Source organism: Streptomyces sp. NPDC002643 (assembly GCF_053592555.1).
Map to the genome: position 1 here is coordinate 264,175 of NZ_JBSFVY010000001.1, position 23,129 is coordinate 287,303.

Sequence of the window (23,129 nt, forward strand, 5' to 3'; positions counted from 1 at the left end):
TCGCGTCCGTACCGTAGGGGTCGCACGTCCGTCGTGGGAGTGCTGCGTCATCCCGGGGGGGGCGACCCCCGGACGCCCGGCAGAAACGCGGGTCGGCCGGGAGGACCGGCGCGGACATCGTCAGGCATGGTGAGTAAACCGCACTCGGTCGCCGACGCCACACCAGTCCGTCTCCTGGACTCATCGACCCTCTCGGGGTGCTCCGGGCTACCCTGACGGCGGGCGCCTTCCACGGGAAGCCGCAAAGCCGACAGCCGTCGCACTCCAGGGAGCACTTTCATGGCCTCGTCGCCGAACCAGTCCCCTACGTCCGCCGCCGCAGGCAGGGCCCGAGCCGAAGCGCTCCATACGGCGCTCACCACGCGCGTGGTGGTCGCCGACGGCGCCATGGGCACCATGCTGCAGGCGCAGGAGCCCTCTCTGGACGACTTCCAGCAGCTGGAGGGCTGCAACGAGGTCCTCAACGTGACCCGCCCGGACATCGTCCGCTCCGTGCACTCCGCCTACTTCGACGCGGGCGTCGACTGCGTCGAGACCAACACCTTCGGCGCCAACCTCACCGCGCTCGGCGAGTACGACATCCCCGAGCGCATCGTGGAGCTGTCCGAGGCCGGCGCCCGTATCGCCCGCGAGACCGCCGACGAGTACGCCGCCCGCGACGGCCGGCAGCGCTGGGTGCTCGGCTCGATCGGCCCCGGCACCAAACTCCCCACCCTCGGCCACACCACCTTCACCGCCATCCGCGACGCCTACCAGCAGAACGCCGAGGGCCTTCTCGCGGGCGGCGCCGACGCCCTGCTCGTCGAGACCACCCAGGACCTCCTCCAGACCAAGGCGTCCGTCCTCGCCGCCCGCCGCGCGATGGAGACCGCCGGGTACGAGGTCCCGCTGATCGTCTCGGTGACCGTCGAGACCACCGGCACCATGCTCCTCGGCTCCGAGATCGGCGCCGCCCTCACGGCCCTGGAGCCGCTGGGCATCGACATGATCGGCCTGAACTGCGCCACCGGCCCCGCCGAGATGAGCGAACACCTGCGCTATCTCTCCCGGCACTCCCGTATCCGTCTGTCCTGTATGCCGAACGCGGGCCTGCCGGTGCTCACCAAGGACGGCGCCCACTACCCGCTCTCGGCCCCGGAGCTGGCCGACGCCCAGGAGAACTTCGTCCGCGAGTACGGGCTCTCCCTCATCGGCGGCTGCTGCGGCACCACCCCCGAGCACCTCCGCCAGGTCGTCGACCGCGTCCGCGACCTCACCCCGGCCACCCGCGACCCCCGCCCCGAGCCCGGCGCCGCCTCCCTCTACCAGACCGTGCCGTTCCGCCAGGACACCTCGTACATGGCGATCGGCGAGCGCACCAACGCCAACGGCTCGAAGAAGTTCCGCGAGGCCATGCTTCAGGCCCGCTGGGACGACTGTGTCGAGATGGCCCGCGACCAGATCCGCGAGGGCGCCCACATGCTGGACCTGTGCGTGGACTACGTGGGCCGCGACGGTGTCGCCGACATGACGGAACTGGCCGGCCGCTTCGCCACCGCCTCCACCCTCCCCATCGTCCTCGACTCCACCGAAGTCGACGTCATCCAGGCCGGGTTGGAGAAGCTCGGCGGCCGGGCCGTCATCAACTCCGTCAACTACGAGGACGGCGACGGCCCCGAGTCCCGCTTCGCCAAGGTCACCCGCCTCGCCCAGGAGCACGGCGCCGCGCTGATCGCGCTGACCATCGACGAGGAGGGCCAGGCCCGCACCCCCGAGAAGAAGGTCGAGATCGCCGAACGACTGATCGACGACCTCACCGGCAACTGGGGCATCCACGAGTCGGACATCCTCATCGACACCCTGACCTTCACCATCTGCACGGGTCAGGAGGAGTCCCGCAAGGACGGCATCGCGACGATCGAGGCGATCCGTGAGCTGAAGCGCCGCCACCCGGACGTCCAGACCACCCTGGGCCTGTCGAACATCTCCTTCGGCCTCAACCCGGCCGCCCGTATCCTCCTCAACTCCGTCTTCCTCGACGAGTGCGTGAAGGCCGGCCTGGACTCGGCCATCGTCCACGCCTCCAAGATCCTCCCCATCGCCCGCTTCAGCGAGGAGGAGGTGCGGACCGCCCTCGACCTCATCCACGACCGCCGCGCCGAGGGCTACGACCCCCTCCAGAAGCTGATGCAGCTCTTCGAAGGCGCCACCGCCAAGTCCCTGAAGGCCGGCAAGGCCGAGGAACTGGCCGCGCTGCCGCTGGAGGAGCGCCTGAAGCGCCGCATCATCGACGGCGAACGCAACGGCCTCGAAGCCGACCTCGACGAGGCCCTCCAGGACCGCCCGGCCCTCGACATCGTCAACGAGACCCTGCTGGACGGCATGAAGGTCGTCGGCGAACTGTTCGGCTCCGGCCAGATGCAGCTGCCGTTCGTCCTGCAGTCCGCCGAGGTCATGAAGGCCGCGGTCGCCCACCTCGAACCGCACATGGAGAAGTCGGACGCCGAGGGCAAGGGCACCATCGTCCTCGCGACCGTCCGCGGCGACGTCCACGACATCGGCAAGAACCTCGTCGACATCATCCTGTCCAACAACGGCTACACCGTGGTCAACCTCGGCATCAAGCAGCCGGTCTCCGCGATCCTGGACGCCGCCGCCGAGCACCGCGCCGACGTCATCGGCATGTCCGGACTCCTGGTCAAGTCCACGGTGATCATGAAGGAGAACCTGGAGGAGCTGAACCAGCGCGGCCTCGCCGCCGACTACCCCGTCATCCTCGGCGGCGCCGCCCTGACCAGGGCCTACGTCGAACAGGACCTGCACGAGATCTACGAGGGCGAGGTCCGCTACGCCCGTGACGCCTTCGAGGGCCTGCGCCTGATGGACGCCCTGATCGGCGTCAAGCGCGGCGTCCCCGGCGCGAAACTGCCCGAGCTGAAGCAGCGCCGGGTCAAGAGCGCCGCCGCGACGGCCGTACTGGACGAACGCCCGGAGGAAGGCCACGTCCGCTCCGACGTCGCCACCGACAACCCCGTGCCCACCCCGCCGTTCCGGGGCACCCGCGTCATCAAGGGCATCCAGCTCAAGGAGTACGCGACCTGGCTCGACGAGGGCGCCCTGTTCAAGGGCCAGTGGGGTCTGAAGCAGGCCCGCACCGGCGACGGCCCGACGTACGAGGAACTGGTCGAGACCGAGGGCCGCCCCCGGCTGCGCGGACTGCTGGACAGGCTCCAGACCGAGAACCTCCTCGAAGCGGCCGTCGTCTACGGCTACTTCCCGTGTGTCTCCAAGGACGACGACCTGATCATCCTGGACGACGACGGCAACGAACGCACCCGCTTCTCCTTCCCCCGCCAGCGCCGCGGCCGGCGCCTGTGCCTGGCCGACTTCTTCCGCCCGGAGGAGTCCGGCGAGACCGATGTCGTCGGCCTCCAGGTCGTCACCGTCGGCTCCCGCATCGGTGAGGAGACCGCCAAGCTCTTCGAGTCCAACTCCTACCGCGACTACCTCGAACTCCACGGACTGTCCGTGCAGTTGGCCGAGGCCCTCGCCGAGTACTGGCACGCCCGGGTCCGCGCCGAGCTGGGCTTCAGCGGTGAGGACCCCACCGCCATCGAGGACATGTTCGACCTGAAGTACCGGGGCGCCCGCTTCTCCCTCGGCTACGGAGCCTGCCCCGACCTGGAGGACCGGGCGAAGATCGCCGAGCTGCTCCAGCCCGAGCGGATCGGCGTCCAGCTCTCCGAGGAGTTCCAGCTCCACCCCGAGCAGTCCACCGACGCCATCGTGATCCACCACCCCGAGGCGAAGTACTTCAACGCCCGCTGATGCGCTCCGCTGGGCCGCCGTGTTTTCTCTGCGGCGCCGTTGTGGCTGGTCGAGCCCACGCGGCGGAGCCGCATATCAACACTGCCCGCGCCCCTTACGGGGCGCGGTACAGCCTTACTGGAAGGCGCTTCCTCACCTGGCGTCGTACACTGGTCGGTCCACCGCAGGCCGGTTCCCCCTCCGGGAACCGGCCTGCTCGTCCCCCAAGGAGGTGCGCCGGATGACCACGACGATCCCCGCGCTAGGAACCCGTACGGCCGAAGGCTCCGCCCTTCAGGCCGTGCTCCTCGACATGGACGGCACCCTGGTAGACACCGAGGGCTTCTGGTGGGACGTGGAGGTGGAGATCTTCGCCGGTCTCGGCCACACCCTCGACGACTCCTGGCGCCATGTCGTGGTCGGCGGCCCCATGAGCCGCAGCGCGGGCTTCCTCATCGAGGCCACCAGCGCCGACATCACCCTCGCCGAACTGTCCGTCCTGCTCAACGACGGCTTCGAGGCCCGGATAGGCCGGGCGCTGCCGCTGATGCCCGGCGCGGCGAGACTCCTCGCCGAACTCGCCGCGCACGGTGTGCCCACGGCCCTGGTCTCCGCCTCGCACCGGCGCATCATCGACCGCGTCCTCGCCTCCCTCGGCCCCCAGCACTTCGCGCTGACGGTCGCCGGCGACGAGGTCGAGCGCACCAAGCCGCACCCCGACCCCTACCTCCTGGCCGCCTCCGGCCTGGGCGCCGACCCGGCCCGCTGCGCGGTCATCGAGGACACCGCGACCGGGGTCGCCGCCGCCGAGGCCGCCGGCTGCCATGTCGTCGCCGTACCCTCCGTCGCACCCATCGCCCCCGCCACCCGCCGCACCGTGGTGACCTCGCTGGAAGAGGTCGACCTGCCTTTTCTACGCGGCCTGATGGTGCTCTGACGACGGAAATACGCTGACGCGTACACCCTGCGTGAACAATTGAAGTCGCAAAGAAATCGAAGATCATTCGATTGTCGGCTTCGATGGAATTCCAGCCACCGTGAATGACTGAATTCCCATACCTGGGAACCCCTTCGGTTCTGTGACCTTCCCCACTGAAGCCACCCACACCGAAGGGTTTCCGGGCCTTCCAATGCCCAACTTCCCGGGCCTCCGCCGCACCCTTGCGTCCCGATTGATCCGGCATGCGCCAAACATTCCGTGCATGCTGCACCGGTCTGTCCGCGCCCGGTTCCACAGCGTGAGCGAAATCCAACTCCGGTACGTGCGAAGCCCTTGCGCGGCGCGGGCTAATCTCGACGCGAGAACATCGCCGTACACCCCGGGACGCGCCCGCACCACCCCGCTGGCACCCCTCTCGGAACACAGCTTGGAGATCGCGCGAGCATGAACCGCAAGACCCTGGTGCTGCCCGCCGTCATCGGTCTGCTCACCCCGGTGCTCGCCGCCTGCGGCGCCACCGACGGCGGCAGCGGCGACGGCGACGCCATCGTCGTCGGCACCACCGACCGGTTCACCGCCTCCACCGACGCCCCGGCCCCCGTCGACCCGGCCTACGCCTACGACGTCGGCACCTGGAACATCCTCCGCCAGACCATGCAGACCCTCCTCGTCCAGCCCCGGGGCGACGGCGAACCCCAACCCGAGGCCGCCTCCGAGTGCCGCTTCACCGACACCGGCAACGAGCGCTACCAGTGCACCCTGCGCTCCGGCCTCAAGTTCGCCGACGGCAGCCCCATCACCGCCGAGGACGTCAAGTTCTCCATCGACCGCGCCCGCTCCCTCAAGGCCGACAGCGGTGTCTCCTCCCTGCTGTCCACCATCGACCTCGTCGAGACCAAGGGCGACAAAGAGGTGATCTTCCACCTCAACAGCCCCGACGCGACCCTCCCCTACAAGCTGTCCACCCCCGTCGCCGGCATCGTCAACCCCGCCGACTACGCCAAGGACAAGCTCCGCGACGGCTTCCAGGTCGACGGCTCCGGCCCCTACACCCTCGACGCCCAGGTCGAGGACAACGAACTCGTCAAGGCCGTCTTCACCAAGAACCCCCACTACCGGGGGCAGTTGGACCCGAAGAACGACAAGGTCGAACTGCGCTCCTTCGCGAGCGCCGACGCCATGGGCACCGCCCTCAAGGACGGCGACATCGACCTGATGACCCGTTTGATGACACCCCAGCAGATCGACGAACTCGCCAACTCCGACGACAGCGACATCGACCTGATCGAGTCACCCGGCCTGGAGATCCGCTACCTCGGCTTCAACACGGACGCCGCCCCGGTCGAGAAGACCGCCGTCCGCAAGGCCATGGCCGAGGTCATCGACCGCACCGCCCTCGTCTCCGAGGTCTACGGCGACCAGGCCCAGCCCCTGTACTCCCTCGTCCCGGCCGGCATCACCGGCCACTCCAACTCCTTCTTCAACACCTACGGCGACCCGGACCCCGCCAAGGCCAAGGCCACACTGAAGCAGGCCGGCATCACCACCCCGGTGAAGCTGACCCTGAACTACACCACCGACCACTACGGGGCCGCCACACAGAAGGAGTTCGAGCTGCTGAAGAAGCAACTCGACGACAGCGGACTCTTCGACACCACCATCAAGGGCACCCCCTGGTCCACGTTCAAATCCGCCGAGAAGAAGGGCGAGTACGCCGTCTACGGCATGGGCTGGTTCCCGGACTTCCCCGACGCCGACAACTACCTCGCGCCCTTCCTCGACAAGGACAACTTCCTCAACTCGCCCTACACCAACGGCGAGATCCGCAACAAGTTGATCCCCGAGTCCCGCCGTGAGGCCGACCGCCTCAACGCCTCCGAGAGCCTCACCGGCATCCAGGACATCGTCGCCGACGACGTCCCCGTACTCCCGCTGTGGCAGGGCAACCAGTACGTCGCCGCCCGCGACGACATCACGGGCGCCGAATACGCCCTCAACGCCGCCTCCACCCTCCAGCTCTGGGAACTCGGCCGGGGCATGGGCAACTGACCCGACCTCACCCAAGGCGCGCGGCCCTCGGGGGAGCCCGGCGCGCCGTCCGACACCACCCCACGACCCAAGGCACTCACACGTGAACATGCGCACCCAGTGGCCCGCCCTGACCATCGCCACCGGGCTCGCCGCCGGCCTGCTGACCGGCTGCGGCACCGAAACCGGAGGCACCGGGGACTCCGGCTCCAACGTGGTCATGGGGATGTCCGACGACGTCCTCGCCACCGACCCCGCCTCCGGCTACGACCCCGGGTCCTGGCTGCTCTTCAACAACGTCTTCCAGTCCCTGCTGAACTTCCCCAACGGCGCCACCGAACCCGAGCCCGACCTCGCCGACGAGTGCCACTTCAACGGCACCGACACCAAGGTGTACACCTGCACCCTCAAGGACGGCCTGAAGTTCAGCAACGGCGAGGCCCTCACCGCCTCCGACGTCAAGTTCTCCTTCGACCGCATGCTGAACATCGACGACGCCGACGGCCCCGCCGTCATGTTCCCCATGCTCGACAAGGTCGCCACCCCCGACGACAAGACCGTCGTCTTCACCCTCAAGTACGCCGACGCCACCTTCCCCAGCAAGATAGCCTCCGGCGCCGGCTCCATCGTCGACGAGAGCTCCTACGACGCCGACCGGCTCCGCGAGGACGGCGAGGCCATCGGCTCCGGCCCCTACAAGCTGGAGTCCTTCGGCGACGACGCGGCCGTCTTCTCCGTCAACGACAACTACAAGGGCACCGCCGACATCGAGAACACCGGCGTCACCCTCAAGTTCTTCCACGGCGACCGCGACGCCCTGAAGAAGGCCCTCCTGGAACAGAACGTCGACGTCGCCTACCGCGGCCTCAGCGCCGGCGACATCTCCGACATCGAGAACGACACCTCCACCGCCGACGGCGTCGAGATCGTCGACGGCACCGGCGCCGAGGTCCAGCACCTCGTCTTCAACATGGACGACCCCGTGGCCGGCAAGCTCGGCGTCCGCCAGGCCATCGCCCACCTCCTCGACCGCGAAGCCCTCGTCGACGAGGTCTACCAGAACACCGCCACCCCGCTGTACTCGATCGTCCCGGCCGGCATCACCGGCCACAACACCGCCTTCTTCGACACCTACGGCGCCCGCCCCTCCAAGGACAAGGCCGCGGCCGCCCTCCGCGCCGACGGCATCACCGACAAGGTGAAACTGACCCTCTGGTCCACCCCGTCCCGCTACGGCCCCTCCACCGACCAGGAACTGGAGGCCATCGCCCAGCAGCTCAACGACAGCGGACTGTTCGACGCCACCATGAAATCAGTCGCCTTCGACCAGTACGAGAAGGACATCGCCGACGGCAAGTACGGCCTCTACGTCAAGGGCTGGATTCCCGACTACCCCGACCCCGACAACTTCACCAGCCCGTTCTTCGGCGACGGCAACGTCCTCGGCAACAACTACACCAACAAGACCATCACCGGGCAGCTGATCCCCACCACCGCCGCCCGGGGCGACCGCTCCGCCACGGAGAAGGAATACGCCGAACTCCAGAACATCGTCGCCGCCGACGTCCCCATGATCCCGATCTGGCAGGCCAAGCAGTACGCCGTCGTCCGCGACAACGTCTACGGCCTGGAGTACTGCCTCGACTCCTCCACCGTCTTCCGCTTCTGGGAGATCAGCAAGAGCTGACGACCGCGGCTCCACCCACGGCGCGAGCATCCCCATACGACCACGAGGGCGCCCCCTTCACTCCGCTCGAAGAGGGCGCCCTCGGCGCACAGGTACGAAACCCGCCCGCTACTGCGCGCCAGGACGCACCAGCCCGCTCTCGTACGCGTACACCGCCGCCTGCACCCGGTCCCGCAGCCCCAACTTGGTGAGCACATGCCCCACATGGGTCTTCACCGTGGTCTCGCTGACGAACAGATCCGCCGCGATCTCCGCGTTCGACAACCCCCGCGCCACCAGCTTCAGCACCTCGACCTCACGATCGGTCAACGTGTGCAGCGTGTCCGGCACCGGCTCATCCCCCGACGGCAGATGCGACGCGTACTTGTCCAGCAACCGCCGGGTGATGCTCGGCGCCAACATCGCCTCGCCCGCCGCCACCACCCGGATCGCCTGCACCAGTTCATTCGCCGGAGCGTCCTTCAGCAGGAACCCACTGGCCCCCGCCCGAAGCGCCTCCACCACATACTCATCCAGATCGAACGTCGTCAGCACCAGCACCTTCGCCGGACCGTCCCGCCCCGGCCCGGTGATCTGACGCGTCGCCTCCACCCCGTCCATCCGGGGCATACGAATGTCCATCAGAACCACATCGGGCTGCAACGCCCGCACCTCGTCGAGCGCCTGCAGACCGTCACCGGCCTCCCCGACGACCGCGATGTCCTGCTCCGCCTCCAGAATCATCCGGAACCCGGTACGCAACAGCGGCTGGTCATCGACCAGTAGGACGCGGATGGCCACGAAAGTCTCCTTCGCTAGTCCCGGCCCATTCTGCCTTGCGCACACACGCCGATTCGCGGCGGCTCACGGGCCGGTGGACTCGCGTGACGTCACCTGCAAGGGGTACGGCGGGGGAGTACCACCGAACTCCGGGCACACCGCCCGGTGATCACACCAACCGCACAGCTTCGTCGGACGCGGCCGCCACTCACCCGTCTCCGTCGCCACCCGGATCGCCTCCCACAGCGCCAGCAACTTCCGCTCCACCCGCTCCAGATCCGCCGGCACCGGGTCGTACGTCAGCACATCCCCACTGCCCAGATACACCAGCTGCAGCCGACGCGGCACCACCCGCTTCAGCCGCCACACCACCAGCGCGTAGAACTTCATCTGGAACAGCGCGCCCTCGGCGTACTCCGGTCTCGGCGCCTTCCCCGTCTTGTAGTCGACGATCCGCACCTCACCCGTCGGCGCCACATCCACCCGGTCGATGATCCCGCGCAGCCTCAGCCCCGACTCCAGCTCCGCCTCCACGAACAACTCCCGCTCGGCGGGCTCCAGCCGCGTCGGATCTTCCAGAGTGAACCAGCGCTCCACCAACGCCTCGGCCTCCCCCAGCCACCGCGCCAGCCGCTCACCTTCCGGATCGTCCGCGAACAGCTCCTCGACCTCCGGCCGGCTCTCCCGCAACCGGTCCCACTGCCCGGGCACCAGCGACTTCGCCCGAGGCGCCGTACGCTCGACCGCGGGCGCGTCGAAGAGTCTCTCCAGCACCGCGTGCACCAGCGTCCCACGGGTCGCCGCCTCGCTCGGCTTCTCCGGCAGCCGATCGATCACCCGGAACCGGTACAGCAGCGGACACTGCATGAAGTCACTGGCGCGCGACGGCGACAGCGAGGCAGGCGGCGCGGCGGCCCGCACGGCGGGACGGCCGCCCTCACCGCCCACGGGGACGGGACCGGCGCCGTCGGTGCTGGTTTCCATGCCACAGACCATACGACCCACCACTGACAGTGACCGCCACGGCCCCCGATCGCCCCCGCCCCCTCCACACCCGTGTGCCTCGTGCGACGCGGGGGAACACAGAGGGGGTGCCGGGGCGGAACGCACCCCGGTGACCGCATAGCATCGACCGCAGACCCTTCCGCCCGGCCACCGGGCCAGGAAGACGCTTCGAACGAGGGGACATCGTGGAGACGAGCGGCGGGAGCGGACAGCCGCGGTCCGGCAGCGACGAGGCGCCCGAGCGCACCACCGGCAACACCACCGAGCCACCGCCGGACACCTCCCGCACCCCGAACGACTCGCAGCCGCCCGAGAACACACCGAACCTGCGCAAGCCTCCGGCGCCGACCGAGCGGGAAACACCGCCCGAGACGAACGAAACAGAGGCCGCGCCCGCAGGGCAGGCCGAGGCTGCTCCCGCAGAGGATGCCGAGGCCGGACCGGCAGGGCAGGCAGAGGCCGGACCGGCAGAGGGCGTCGAGGCCGGCCCCCTGACGGAAGTGCCGGAGCACACCGGCACCCCGGCGACCACAGCAGCACCGGACGCGGACGCACCGCAAGCGGCACCCGCAGACGTCCCGGACGGGGCGCCCACACCGGAACCCCAGCACCCCTCGACCGAGCCCACCCCGGACCGCACCCCCACACGCCCCCACGCCCACTCAGGCGCCCCCAAGCCCCCCGAGCGCCCCAAGGAGCCCGGCGGCGGCATCCTCATGGGCCGCCCCTTCGGCGTACCCGTCTACGTCGCCCCCAGCTGGTTCCTCGTCGCCGCCCTGATCACCTGGGTCTTCGGCGGCCAACTCGACCGCGTCCTGCCCGAACTCGGCGGCGCCCGCTACCTCGTCTCCCTCTTCTTCGCCGTCGCCTTCTACGCCTCCGTCCTCGTCCACGAACTCGCCCACACCGTCGCCGCCCTCCGCTTCAAACTCCCCGTCCGCCGCATCCAGCTCCAGTTCTTCGGCGGCGTCTCCGAGATCGAGAAGGAATCCGAGACCCCCGGCCGCGAATTCGTCCTCGCCTTCGTCGGCCCCCTGCTCTCCCTGATCCTCGCCGGCATCTTCTACGTCGTCCTGCTCGCCGTGGAGCCCGGCACCGTCCCCGGCGTCCTCCTGGCCGGCCTGATGATCTCCAACCTCATCGTCGCCGCCTTCAACCTCCTCCCCGGCCTCCCCCTCGACGGCGGCCGCATGCTCCGCGCCGTCGTCTGGAAGATCACCGGCAAGCCCATGACCGGCACCATCGCCGCCGCCTGGGTCGGCCGCGCCCTCGCCATCTCCGTCCTCATCGGCCTCCCCCTGCTCACCCAGTCCGGAGCGCTCGGCGCCGACGCCGTCGACAACGTCGGCATGGACACCGTCATGGACGCCCTGCTGGCCGCCATCCTCGCCGCGATCATCTGGACCGGCGCCGGCAACAGCCTCCGCATGGCCCGCCTGCGCGAACACCTCCCCGAACTCCGCGCCCGCGCCCTCACCCGCCGAGCCGTCCCCGTCCAGACCGACACCCCCCTCTCCGAGGCCCTCCGCCGAGCCAACGAAGCCGGCGCCCGCGCCCTCGTGGTCGTGGACCCCGACGGCGAACCCCTCTCCCTCGTCCGAGAGGCCGCCATCGTCGGAGTCCCCGAACACCGCCGCCCCTGGGTCCCGGTCAGCGGCCTCGCCCAGGACCTCACCGAGGGCATGCGAGTCTCAGCGGAACTGTCAGGCGAAGAACTCCTCGACGCCCTCAGGGCCACCCCCGCGACGGAATACCTGGTGGTGGAGGAGTCGGGCGAAATCTACGGAGTCCTGTCAGCAGCAGACGTAGAACGAGCCTTCGTCAAGGCAATGGCAAGGCCCAGCTGAAGCGGGCCCCGTTAGGGGCGCGAGGAACTGCGCGACCAGCCACGACGAACCCGCACCACCGCCACAAACCCCAGGCCCCCCAAACCGTGGTCACCGGCCCTGCCAAACGCCGGTAGGCTTATTCACATGTCCGAACCGACCGGTGCCGCCCGCCGACGCGGGCCCTTCAAGGTCGGGGACCAGGTCCAGCTCACCGACCCCAAGGGACGCCACTACACGTTCACGCTCGAAGAGGGAAAGAACTTCCACACCCACAAGGGTTCCTTCCCCCACGACGAGCTGATCGGCGCACCCGAGGGCAGTGTTGTCCGCACCACAGGGAACGTCGCCTACCTGGCGCTGCGCCCCCTGCTCCCCGACTACGTCCTGTCCATGCCCCGCGGCGCCGCCGTGGTCTACCCCAAGGACGCGGGGCAGATCCTCGCCTTCGCCGACATCTTCCCCGGCGCACGCGTCGTCGAGGCAGGCGTCGGCTCCGGCTCACTCAGCAGCTTCCTGCTGCGCGCCATCGGCGACCAGGGCATGCTCCACAGCTACGAGCGCCGCGCGGACTTCGCCGAGATCGCCCAGGCCAACGTCGAGCGCTACTTCGGCGGCCCCCACCCCGCCTGGCAACTCACCGTCGGCGACCTCCAGGACAACCTCAGCGACACCGACGTCGACCGCGTCATCCTCGACATGCTCGCCCCCTGGGAATGCCTCGAAGCAGTCTCCAAGGCCCTCGTCCCCGGCGGCATCCTCTGCTGCTACGTGGCGACCACCACCCAACTCGCCCGGACCGTCGAATCCATCCGCGAGATCGGCTCCTTCAACGAGCCGACCGCCTGGGAGACGATGATCCGCAACTGGCACATCGAGGGCCTCGCCGTCCGCCCCGACCACCGCATGATCGGCCACACCGGCTTCCTGCTCACCGCCCGCCGCCTCGCCGACGGCGTCGAGCCCCCCATGCGCCGCCGCCGCCCCGCCAAGGGCGCCTACGGCGAGGACTACGCAGGCCCCAACGCCGACGGCGGCACCACCCGCTGAACCCCGCCCCGTATCAACGCGGCCTTGACGTGGCCGAGTTCCCCACAGCGCACGGGAACTCGGCCACGGCGCTTTCCCGTTGACGCGCCACCCCAAAGCCGCGACAACCCCGCACCCCACCGTTCCGACCCCACTGTGACGTGTGGCACCATGCGGGTCATCCCAACCGGCACAGCACCCTCAGGAGACGCTCCTAGTGCAATCCGCGGTCCCGGAACTGGCACACGCGCACCCCCGCCCGATCCACTGGCTCGCCACGGCCACCGCCCTCGCCGCGGTCGTGGCCCTGTCGTCGGCACTCCAACCCGACGCGGCGAGAGCCGCCCAGCCCGGCCCCGAACCCAAGCCGGCACCCGCCGTGGTCACCGCCCCCGACCCCGCCGACACGGACCTCCCACTCGACTGCGGACCCGTCGACCTCGTCATCAAACAGAAGGCATCAGGAGACCTCGACGGAGACGGCCGCCCCGAAACCGCCGTCACCGTCCACTGCGACGCCAGCATGGGCACCCCACCCGACACCCTCTACGTCCTCACCCGCGCCACCGACGCCGCCACCCCCCGCGTCGTCGCCACCCTCATCGCCGCCAAGGACCGCAACACCGTCTCCAACCTCGCCGTCCGTGACGGAGCCGTCACCGCCACCATCCACGGCTACTCCTCCACCGACGTCCCCAACTGCTGCCCCGACATCACCCACGAGACCAAGTGGCAGTGGAAGAACGGGGCGTTCGTACGCTCCACACCCGCCGGCACCCAAAACGTGTGACACCCCGCCCAACACCAAGTGATCACCCGGCAAACCCGGTGTGAGAAAGCAGACACAAGATCGCGCGGAGTGCCCGCCCGGTCACTCCGCGTCCGGACCGAACACCTCGACCCTGTCCGAAACCCGACGCACATGGATGCACTCGCCCGGACACTCCCTCGCCGAGTCCACCACATCCGTGAGAAGCGTCAACGGAACGGGCGTTGTGGCCCCCCGGGCCTGCAACAACTCCTCGTCCACGCCCTTCACATACGCCAGCCCGTCGATGTCCAACTCGAACACCTCGGGCGCGTACTGGGCACAGATCCCGTCCCCCGTGCACAGGTCCTGATCGATCCAGACCTCCAGCGCCTCGCCCACGACTTGGGCCTCCTGCCGCACGGCCATCTCCGCAGCTCCCTCAAACGTCGAGCCGATCGGGAACGATGCAGGCTCTGACGGGTGTTGAACACTTCGACCCTACCCGGGCCCGCTTTCCAATCATGTTCCGTGGGTATTCCCCTGGCGTGAGGGAGAGCGCAAGGGTGAAGATCGGACACACCCCGACCGTCTTTGTGATCTAGGGGTTTCAATCGACACCCACCCAGGTAGGGTCTGGAAGCGTCCAGCTCCCCTTGGAGGAGGTGAGGACCGTGGCAGCCCACGACGACGACATGAACCGCGGCATCCGCCCGGGACGGGGGTCCGACGACCCCGCCGGTCAGATTGCCTACCTTGAGCAGGAGATCGCCGTCCTGCGACGCAAGCTCGCCGACTCTCCGCGACACACGAGGATTCTCGAAGAGCGGATCGTCGAGCTGCAGACCAACCTGGCCGGCGTGTCCGCACAGAACGAGCGGCTCGCCAACACGCTCCGTGAGGCCCGCGACCAGATCGTGGCCCTCAAGGAAGAAGTCGACCGGCTCGCACAGCCCCCGGCCGGCTTCGGTGTCTTCCTCACGGCGAACGAGGACGGCACGGCCGACATCTTCACCGGAGGCCGCAAACTCCGCGTGAACGTCAGCCCCAGCGTCGACCTGGACGACCTCAGGCGCGGCCAGGAAGTCATGCTCAACGAAGCACTCAACGTGGTCGAAGCCATGGAATTCGAGCGCGTCGGGGACATCGTCACCCTCAAGGAGATCCTTGAGGACGGCGAGCGCGCCCTGGTGCTCGGGCACACCGACGAGGAACGGGTGGTACGGCTCGCCGAGCCGCTGCTGGACGTCACCATCCGCCCCGGCGACGCCCTCCTGCTCGAACCCCGCTCCGGCTACGTCTACGAGGTCGTCCCCAAGAGCGAGGTCGAAGAACTCGTCCTCGAAGAGGTCCCCGACATCGGCTACGAGCAGATCGGCGGCCTCGGCAACCAGATCGAAGCCATCCGCGACGCGGTCGAGCTCCCGTACCTCTACCCCGACCTGTTCAAGGAGCACGAACTGCGCCCACCCAAGGGCGTCCTGCTCTACGGACCCCCCGGATGCGGCAAGACGCTCATCGCCAAGGCCGTCGCCAACTCTTTGGCCAAGAAGGTCGCCGAAGTGACCGGCCAGGCCGCCGGCAAGAGCTTCTTCCTCAACATCAAGGGCCCCGAGCTCCTCAACAAATACGTCGGCGAGACCGAACGGCAGATCCGCCTCGTCTTCCAGCGAGCCCGCGAAAAGGCCAGCGAAGGCACCCCCGTCATCGTCTTCTTCGACGAGATGGAATCCCTCTTCCGCACCCGCGGCTCCGGCGTCAGCTCCGACGTGGAAAACACCATCGTCCCCCAGCTCCTCGCCGAGATCGACGGAGTCGAAGGCCTCCAGAACGTGGTCGTCATCGGCGCCTCCAACCGCGAGGACATGATCGACCCCGCCATCCTCCGCCCCGGCCGACTCGACGTGAAGATCAAAATCGAACGTCCCGACGCCGAGGCCGCCAAGGACATCTTCGGCAAGTACCTCACCGAGCGCCTCCCCCTCCACGCCGACGACCTCGGCGAACACGGAGACAGCAAGGCCACCACCGTCCAAAGCATGATCCAGACGGCAGTGGAACACATGTACGCCGAATCCGAGGAAAACCGCTTCCTGGAAGTCACCTACGCCAACGGAGACAAAGAAGTCCTCTACTTCAAGGACTTCAACTCCGGCGCCATGATCGAAAACATCGTCGGCCGCGCCAAAAAAATGGCCATCAAGGACTTCCTCGAAAAGAACCAAAAAGGCCTCCGCGTCTCCCACCTCCTCCAAGCATGCGTGGACGAGTTCAAGGAGAACGAAGACCTCCCCAACACCACCAACCCGGACGACTGGGCCCGAATCTCCGGAAAGAAGGGCGAACGGATCGTCTACATCCGTACCCTGATCACCGGAAAGCAGGGCGCCGACACCGGACGCTCCATCGACACGGTGGCCAATACCGGTCAGTACCTGTAACACAAAGGGCGGCTGCGGGTGCCCCCACCGGGCACCCGCAGCCGCCGCATTTCAGGCCACGACCGCACCAAAGGCGAGCAAGGCAATGACGCAAATGATCTCCCCGCCGGCGCGGAGGCGTTCTAGGCTCTTTCATACCGCCACATCGCACAGTGCGGGGACGGGCACCGCACACGCACCGGAGCGCCAGCGGTACTTGAGCAGCGTCCCCGACCGAGGACGCCGCCGGGCAAGGAGGGCCGCATGACCGTACGGCGAGTAATGGGCATCGAGACGGAGTACGGGATCTCCGTCCCCGGCCACCCCAATGCCAATGCCATGCTCACCTCGTCCCAGATCGTCAACGCCTACGCCGCGGCGATGCACCGGGCCCGACGAGCCCGCTGGGACTTCGAGGAAGAAAACCCCCTGCGAGACGCGCGAGGCTTCGACCTCGCCCGCGAAGCCGCCGACGCCAGCCAGCTCACCGACGAGGACATCGGCCTCGCCAACGTCATCCTCACCAACGGAGCCAGGCTCTACGTCGACCACGCCCACCCCGAATACAGCGCACCCGAAGTCACCAACCCCCGCGACGCCGTCCTCTGGGACAAAGCCGGCGAACGCATCATGGCCGAAGCGGCAGACCGCGCCGCCCAGCTCCCCGGCGCCCAACCCATCCACCTCTACAAAAACAACACCGACAACAAAGGCGCCTCCTACGGCACGCACGAGAACTACCTCATGAAGCGGGAAACCCCCTTCTCCGACATCGTGCGCCACCTCACCCCCTTCTTCGTCTCCCGCCAGGTCGTCACCGGCGCCGGCCGCGTAGGCATCGGCCAGGACGGCCACGAACACGGCTTCCAGATCAGCCAGCGCGCGGACTACTTCGAGGTCGAGGTCGGCCTGGAGACGACGCTGAAGCGTCCCATCATCAACACCCGGGACGAGCCACACGCGGACGCGGAGAAGTACCGCCGCCTGCATGTGATCATCGGCGACGCGAATCTCTCGGAGATCTCGACGTACCTGAAACTCGGGACGACGGCCCTGGTCCTTTCCATGATCGAGGACGGCTTCATCGCCGTCGACCTGGCCGTCGACCAACCCGTACGCACCCTCCACCAGGTCTCCCACGACCCCACCCTGCAACGCCTCGTCACCCTCCGCAGCGGACGCACCCTGACCGCCGTACAACTCCAGATGGAGTACTACGAGCTCTCACGCAAATACGTGGAGGAACGCTACGGCTCCGACGCCGACGAACAGACCAAGGACGTCCTCACCCGCTGGGAGGACACCCTCACCCGCCTCGAGAACGACCCCATGAGCCTCTCCGGAGAACTCGACTGGGTCGCCAAGAAAGAACTCATGGAGGGCTACCGCCGCCGCGACAGCCTCGACTGGGACGCCGCCAGGCTCCACCTCGTCGACCTCCAGTACGCCGACGTACGCGCCGAGAAAGGCCTCTACAACCGCCTCGTCGCCCGCGGCAAGATGAAACGACTCCTGGACGAGACCGACGTCGACACAGCCCGCACCAAGCCCCCGGAGGACACCCGCGCGTACTTCCGCGGCCGCTGCCTGGAGCAGTACGCCGACGACGTCGCCGCCGCCTCCTGGGACTCCGTGATCTTCGACCTCCCGGGCCGGGACTCCCTCCAACGCGTCCCAACCCTCGAACCACTACGCGGAACGCGAAATCACGTCAAAGAGCTCCTCGACCGCTGCCGCACCGCAGAAGACCTGGTCAGGGTCCTGTCGGGCGGCTGAAAGAGGTTGCACCCCCGATCTTCGGGGCAGGGTGGAAACAACGACGTCCGGGAATCATCGAGGTGGTCCCCGGACGTTGTGGATACAGGAAACAACGGGGCCAATGTCAGACCCGGCTTGTAGGGTCTGATCATCACCGATCGGCAGGAATGCCGACCTGCCGACCATGTCGGGCAACAGAGCGGGGTGAGGGTTATGGCGACCAAGGACACCGGCGGCGGACAGCAGAAGGCCACACGCTCGACCGAGGAGGTCGAGGAGCAGGCCCCCGAGGCTCAGGCGAGCGAGGACCTCAAGGAACGGCACGAGAAGCTGAGCGATGACGTGGACTCGGTTCTGGACGAGATCGACGACGTCTTGGAAGAAAATGCAGAGGATTTCGTACGCTCGTTCGTTCAAAAGGGTGGACAGTAGTCACATCCATGAACGATGGGGGGTCGAAGAAGTGCTCGGCTTGCCAGCAAGTGCTTCCGGCCGACGCATTCGCGAGCAACCGGTCGCGACCTGATGGTCTGCAGGCCAACTGCCGTGAATGCGCGGCCGAGTACTACCGGCGACGCCAAGAAGCACGCGGCAAGACGGTTCGAGAGAAAGCCGACGTACCCGACGGGCACAAGCTCTGCCGGACGTGCGGTGAGGTCAAGCCTCACAGCGAGTGGCATCGCAATGGCACTGCATCCGACGGCCTGTCCACTCGCTGCAAGGCGTGCCGAGCCGTGCAGTCCAGGCAGGACCACCTGAAGCGTGAGTACGGCATCACCGAAGCCGAACGCGACGAGCTGATCGCCTCCCAAGGCGGCGTCTGCTGCATATGTTTGGCGGCTTTGCCGGTGCATGTGGATCACTGCCACGAGACGGGTAGGGTCCGAGGCGTACTGTGCTTCAGCTGTAACGCGGCGCTGGGGCAGTTCAAGGATCGGCCCGATGCCATAAGGCGGGCTGCGACGTATGTGGAAGGAAACGCGTGGAAGCCAACACTCGTAGCACCGGGCGTCTACCAGCTGCCTTCCTGACGCCTGGGTCGTCGTCCTTCATGGACTTTCTGTCGGAGCACCAGCCGGAGATGCTCCCCGGCAAGCGGCAGCTGCCGCCGACTCAGGGTGTGATCGAGGCTCCGCATGGGACGACGATCGTGGCTGTGACGTTCCCGGGTGGTGTGGTGCTCGCGGGTGACCGTCGGGCGACGATGGGGAACATGATCGCGCAGCGGGACATCGAGAAGGTGTTCCCGGCGGATGAGTACTCGGCTGTCGGGATCGCCGGTACGGCGGGGCTGGCCGTGGAGATGGTGAAGCTGTTCCAGTTGGAGCTGGAGCACTTCGAGAAGGTGGAGGGTACGCAGCTCTCCTTGGAGGGCAAGGCGAACCGGCTGTCGACCATGATCCGTTCCAATCTGGGCATGGCCATGCAGGGCTTGGCCGTGGTGCCGCTGTTCGCCGGCTATGACGTGGACTACGAGAAGGGCCGGATCTTCTCGTACGACGTGACGGGTGGTCGTTCTGAGGAGCGGGGGTATGCGGCCACCGGTTCGGGTTCGATCTTCGCGCGGGGCGCCATGAAGAAGCTCTACCGGGACGACCTGACCGAGGACCAGGCCACGACTCTCGTGGTGCAGGCCCTCTACGACGCGGCTGACGACGACTCGGCGACCGGTGGTCCCGATGTCGCGCGCCGGATCTACCCGATCGTCACCGTGATCAGCGAGGACGGTTTCCGTCGGCTCGGGGATGACGAGTCCTCTGAGATCGCTCGTTCCATTCTGGAGCGGCGTCTGGAGCAGCCCGACGGGCCGCGGGCCGCGCTGCTGTAGGCGGTGGTTCGGTCTTTTGAAGGTGATCCAGTGACTTCGACAGAAAGGGACGGTTAGCCGGTGTCGACGCCGTTCTATGTCTCACCCCAGCAGGCGATGGCCGACCGGGCGGAGTATGCCCGGAAGGGGATCGCGCGCGGCCGGAGTCTGGTCGTGCTGCAGTATGCCGACGGCATCGTGTTCGTCGGTGAGAATCCGTCCCGTGCGTTGCACAAGTTCAGCGAGATCTATGACCGGATCGGCTTCGCGGCGGCCGGTAAGTACAACGAGTACGAGAATCTGCGGATCGGTGGTGTGCGGTATGCCGATCTTCGGGGGTACACCTACGACCGTGACGATGTGACTGCTCGCGGTCTCGCGAACGTCTATGCCCAGACCCTGGGCACCATTTTCTCCTCGGCGGCTGAGAAGCCGTATGAGGTGGAGTTGGTGGTGGCCGAGGTGGGGGAGACCCCGGAGGGTGATCAGATCTATCGGTTGCCGCATGATGGTTCGATCGTGGACGAGCATGGCTCGGTGGCGGTCGGTGGGAATGCCGAGCAGATCAGTAGCTATCTGGATCAGCGTCATCAGGACGGGATGTCTCTGGCTGAGGCGTTGAAGTTGGCTGTTCAGGCGTTGTCGCGTGACACCAATGGCACGCAGCGGGAGATTCCGGCGGAGCGTCTTGAGGTGGCTGTGTTGGATCGGACGCGTCCGCAGCAGCGGAAGTTCAAGCGGATCGTCGGGCGTCAGCTGTCGCGGTTGTTGGAGTCGGAGGGTGCGGCTACGGAGGCCGAGAGCGCCGACGAGGAGGAGTGAGCAGGGCCCCGCTGGGTGAGGCCCGCTGAGTAGGGAAATTCGCCCGTAGTGCGCCCCGGCTGTCTCAGGCCGGGGCGCGCGGCGTTTGGGGGCTTACGGTCCTGGTGGGGCTGTGGAGCCTCGGATCACGAGTTCCACGGGGATGTCTCCCTCGGCTGGTGTGCGGCCTTCCAGGACGGCGAGGAGGGCTTCCATGCCGCGTTCTCCGAAGAGTTCGGCGTCGAGTCGGACGGTGGTGAGTTCGGGGTCGAGGGCTGTGGCGAGGGCGAGGTCGTCGAGGCCGGTGATGGAGATGTCTTCGGGTACGCGGAGGCCGAGTCGGCGTGCGGCTTTGTAGGCGCCGGCTGCGAGTTTGTCGTCGTCGCAGACGAGTGCGGTGGGGTGTTTCCAGGGGCCGGTGTCGGTTGTCCGTCGGGTCTTTGGTCCGCTGAGGGCGGCTTCGGTGGCTGCTCTGGCGTCCTCGATGGAGATCGGTGCGGCGGTGGTGGTGACTGTGGTGCCGGGTACGGCTGCGAGTCGTGTGGTGAGTTCGTGTGCGCGTACTTGGAAGGTCCAGGAGGGGATGTCGGCGGCGAGGTGCAGGAAGTGTCTGTGGCCGAGTCCGAGGAGGTGTTCGGTGACTTGGCGTACGCCGTCGCGGATGTCGAGGTTGACGGTGGCGGCGCCGAGGCTGCCGTGTGGGTCGCTGTCGAGCATGACGAGGGGGAGTTGGTCGCCGCGGATGGGGGTGAGGGCGTCGGCTGCCATGGAGGAGGCGATGACGCCGTCGAGGGCGGCTTGGGCGGAGGCGAAGGGGTTGCGGGCGGGGCCGACGCCTTCGGGGGAGGGGTAGAGGACGACTCCGAAGCCGTGGCGGGCGGCGATGCGGGCGGCGCCGGTGTAGACGCCGCCGAAGAATTCGGTGGTGAGGGCGGGGACGACGAGGAGGATGGTTCTGGTGTGGCCGAGGCGGAGGTTGCGGGCGGCGAGGTTGGGGCGGTAGCCGAGTTCGTGGGCGGCGGCTCGTACGCGTTCGGCGGTGGTTTCTGAGACGCGGCCGCGCCATTTGTCGCCGAGGACGAGGGAGACGGCGGCCTGGGAGACTCCGGCGGCCTGGGCGACGTCGCGGCTCGTGGGCCGGGTGGTACCTCGTGCCACCGTCGGTCTGCTCCTTCGTGTGGACTCGTGGACTGGGCTCATGGTACGTATGACAGCGGACGTTATACGTAACACTTCCTTCGTTGACCGCCCGTCGAGAGGCAGGACATGGCCGCCGGATATCTGGAGATCCTCAGGGCGCGGCATGCCGCGCGGTTGCTGGCCGGGACGTTGGTGGGGCGGTTGCCGAACGCGACGGCGGCGATCGCGGTCGTGTTGTTCGTGCGGGCGGAGGGTGGGACGTACAGCCTGGCGGGGGCGCTGGTGGCGGTGTACGGGGTGGCGAACGCGGTGGGGCAGCCGTTGCTGGGGCGGCTGGTGGATCTTCATGGTCAGCCGCGGGTGCAGTTGTCGGCGGCGGTCCTGTCCGCCGTGGGGATGACCGTTTTCGCGTTCGTCGGGTTGGAGCCGCTGCCGGTGGCGTATCTCGCGATCGCGGTGGCGGGGTTGTTCACGCCGCCGTTGGAGGGCGGGCTGCGGGCGTTGTGGCCGAGTGTGCTGCGTCGGGAGGAGCAGGTGCATACGGCGTATGCGATGGACGCGGTGGCGCAGGAGGTGATGTTCACGGTCGGGCCGTTGTTGGTGACGTTGTGTGTGTCGTTGTGGTCGGCGTCGGTGGCGTTGGTGGTGTTGAGCGTGATCGGGGTGGTGGGGGCGTTGTGGGTGGTGGTGTCGCCGCCGTCGCGGGCGTGGCGTTCGGCGCCGCGTGAGGCGCATTGGCTGGGGGCGTTGCGTTCGCCGGGGTTGTTGGTGTTGCTGGGGGCGTTTTTGTTCGTGGGGGTCGCGTTGGGGTCGATCACTGTGGCGGCCGTGTCGTATGCGGATGGCCATGGTGGGGATGTGGTTTATGGGTGGTTGATGGCGGGGCTGGGGTTCGGGGCGCTGGTGGGTGGTACGGCGTACGGGGCGTGGGGGTGGCGGGGGGCGCCGGAGCGTCGACTGCGGGGGTTGGTGGCGTTGCTGGCGGTGTGTTATGTGCCGTTGTTGGTGATGCCGGGGCCGGTGGGGATGACGGGGTTGACGGCGCTCGCGGGGGTGTTTTTGGCGCCGGCGATCGCGTGTGGGTTTGTGCTGGTGGATCGGTATGCGCCGCGGGGGACGGTGACGGAGGCGTTCTCGTGGATCGTGACGACGTTCACGGTGGGGCAGTCGTTGGGGACGGCCGTGGCGGGGCCGGTGGTGGAGTGGGGTGGGACCGTCTGGGGGTTTGTGGTGCCGGGTGCGGCGGGGGCGGTGTCGTTGCTGGTTCTGCTGGCCACGGGGCGGGTTCTGGCTGTTCCTTCGGGGGGTGGGGTGGTGGCGGGGTCGTCGGAAAATGATCCGAACCGTGCTGTCGAACCCCGTTTCAGCTCGGTGGATCGGGCGTAATGTTCAGTC

18 protein-coding genes are annotated in these 23,129 nt (G+C 67.9%); 14 read left to right on the plus strand and 4 right to left on the minus strand.

Features of this window, described 5'->3' with window-relative positions; genetic code table 11:
- Positions 1 to 279: 279 nt before the first annotated feature.
- From metH to ACWD4G_RS01170, 4 genes are all read left to right on the plus strand, one after another.
- Entirely contained in the window at positions 280 to 3,807 is a 3,528-nt protein-coding gene (gene metH / locus ACWD4G_RS01155; protein ID WP_451289975.1) for a methionine synthase, read from the plus strand.
- A 220-nt stretch (positions 3,808 to 4,027) separates the two neighbouring features.
- The gene (locus ACWD4G_RS01160; RefSeq protein ID WP_451289976.1) at positions 4,028 to 4,723 is read left to right on the plus strand and encodes an HAD family hydrolase; all 696 of its coding nucleotides are present in this window, start codon (positions 4,028 to 4,030) and stop codon (positions 4,721 to 4,723) included.
- 447 nt (positions 4,724 to 5,170) lie between these two features.
- A complete protein-coding gene (locus tag ACWD4G_RS01165) occupies positions 5,171 to 6,775 on the plus strand; it encodes an ABC transporter substrate-binding protein (protein WP_451289977.1) in 1,605 nt (534 codons plus the stop codon).
- Between the two features lie 82 nt (positions 6,776 to 6,857).
- Positions 6,858 to 8,441 carry an ABC transporter substrate-binding protein gene (locus ACWD4G_RS01170; protein ID WP_451289978.1) on the plus strand — a complete coding sequence of 528 codons (1,584 nt, stop codon included), beginning with the start codon at positions 6,858 to 6,860 and terminating at the stop codon, positions 8,439 to 8,441.
- Positions 8,442 to 8,549: 108 nt separating this feature from the next.
- On the opposite strand, the gene ACWD4G_RS01175 is transcribed toward ACWD4G_RS01170, so the two are convergent.
- Together ACWD4G_RS01175 and ACWD4G_RS01180 are read right to left on the minus strand one after the other, a co-directional pair.
- Entirely contained in the window at positions 8,550 to 9,221 is a 672-nt protein-coding gene (locus ACWD4G_RS01175; protein ID WP_451289980.1) for a response regulator, read from the minus strand.
- Positions 9,222 to 9,284: 63 nt separating this feature from the next.
- Entirely contained in the window at positions 9,285 to 10,184 is a 900-nt protein-coding gene (locus tag ACWD4G_RS01180) for a RecB family exonuclease (protein WP_451289981.1), read from the minus strand.
- Positions 10,185 to 10,390: 206 nt separating this feature from the next.
- Here ACWD4G_RS01180 and ACWD4G_RS01185 point away from each other — a divergent pair, with 206 nt between their 5' ends.
- The 3 genes from ACWD4G_RS01185 to ACWD4G_RS01195 all read left to right on the plus strand — a co-directional run bounded on the left by ACWD4G_RS01185 (position 10,391) and on the right by ACWD4G_RS01195 (position 13,850).
- A complete protein-coding gene (locus ACWD4G_RS01185; RefSeq protein ID WP_451289982.1) occupies positions 10,391 to 12,052 on the plus strand; it encodes a site-2 protease family protein in 1,662 nt (553 codons plus the stop codon).
- Positions 12,053 to 12,178: 126 nt separating this feature from the next.
- The gene (locus tag ACWD4G_RS01190; RefSeq protein WP_451289983.1) at positions 12,179 to 13,081 is read left to right on the plus strand and encodes a tRNA (adenine-N1)-methyltransferase; all 903 of its coding nucleotides are present in this window, start codon (positions 12,179 to 12,181) and stop codon (positions 13,079 to 13,081) included.
- Positions 13,082 to 13,277: 196 nt separating this feature from the next.
- Positions 13,278 to 13,850, plus strand: coding sequence for a hypothetical protein (locus ACWD4G_RS01195; protein WP_451289984.1), 573 nt, complete (start codon positions 13,278 to 13,280; stop codon positions 13,848 to 13,850).
- Positions 13,851 to 13,931: 81 nt separating this feature from the next.
- Here ACWD4G_RS01195 and ACWD4G_RS01200 read toward each other — a convergent pair whose 3' ends face one another.
- Entirely contained in the window at positions 13,932 to 14,237 is a 306-nt protein-coding gene (locus tag ACWD4G_RS01200; RefSeq protein ID WP_451289986.1) for a ferredoxin, read from the minus strand.
- 245 nt (positions 14,238 to 14,482) lie between these two features.
- Here ACWD4G_RS01200 and arc point away from each other — a divergent pair, with 245 nt between their 5' ends.
- The 6 genes from arc (at position 14,483) to prcA (ending at position 20,615) form a co-directional block, all read left to right on the plus strand.
- On the plus strand, positions 14,483 to 16,249 hold the full coding sequence (gene arc / locus ACWD4G_RS01205) for a proteasome ATPase (RefSeq protein WP_451289988.1): 1,767 nt from the start codon (positions 14,483 to 14,485) through the stop codon (positions 16,247 to 16,249).
- 243 nt (positions 16,250 to 16,492) lie between these two features.
- Positions 16,493 to 18,004, plus strand: coding sequence for a depupylase/deamidase Dop (gene dop, locus ACWD4G_RS01210; protein ID WP_451289989.1), 1,512 nt, complete (start codon positions 16,493 to 16,495; stop codon positions 18,002 to 18,004).
- Between the two features lie 195 nt (positions 18,005 to 18,199).
- Entirely contained in the window at positions 18,200 to 18,418 is a 219-nt protein-coding gene (locus ACWD4G_RS01215) for a ubiquitin-like protein Pup (protein WP_071265979.1), read from the plus strand.
- An 8-nt stretch (positions 18,419 to 18,426) separates the two neighbouring features.
- Positions 18,427 to 19,017 (plus strand): endonuclease VII domain-containing protein, encoded by a 591-nt coding sequence (locus ACWD4G_RS01220; RefSeq protein WP_451289990.1) that lies wholly within the window; start codon positions 18,427 to 18,429, stop codon positions 19,015 to 19,017.
- On the plus strand, positions 18,969 to 19,814 hold the full coding sequence (gene prcB, locus ACWD4G_RS01225; protein WP_451289991.1) for a proteasome subunit beta: 846 nt from the start codon (positions 18,969 to 18,971) through the stop codon (positions 19,812 to 19,814). The genes ACWD4G_RS01220 and prcB overlap by 49 nt, the downstream gene beginning before the upstream one ends.
- A gap of 60 nt (positions 19,815 to 19,874) precedes the next feature.
- A complete protein-coding gene (prcA, locus tag ACWD4G_RS01230) occupies positions 19,875 to 20,615 on the plus strand; it encodes a proteasome subunit alpha (RefSeq protein ID WP_451289993.1) in 741 nt (246 codons plus the stop codon).
- A 93-nt stretch (positions 20,616 to 20,708) separates the two neighbouring features.
- Here the strand turns inward: prcA and ACWD4G_RS01235 are convergent, their stop codons facing one another.
- Positions 20,709 to 21,752: a LacI family DNA-binding transcriptional regulator gene (locus ACWD4G_RS01235; protein ID WP_451289994.1), complete on the minus strand. Its 1,044-nt coding sequence runs from the start codon at positions 21,750 to 21,752 to the stop codon at positions 20,709 to 20,711.
- Positions 21,753 to 21,860: 108 nt separating this feature from the next.
- On the opposite strand from ACWD4G_RS01235, the gene ACWD4G_RS01240 reads away from it, so the two are divergent.
- Positions 21,861 to 23,120, plus strand: a complete 1,260-nt coding sequence (locus ACWD4G_RS01240) for an MFS transporter (protein ID WP_451289996.1) — start codon at positions 21,861 to 21,863, stop codon at positions 23,118 to 23,120.
- Positions 23,121 to 23,129 lie beyond the last annotated feature (9 nt).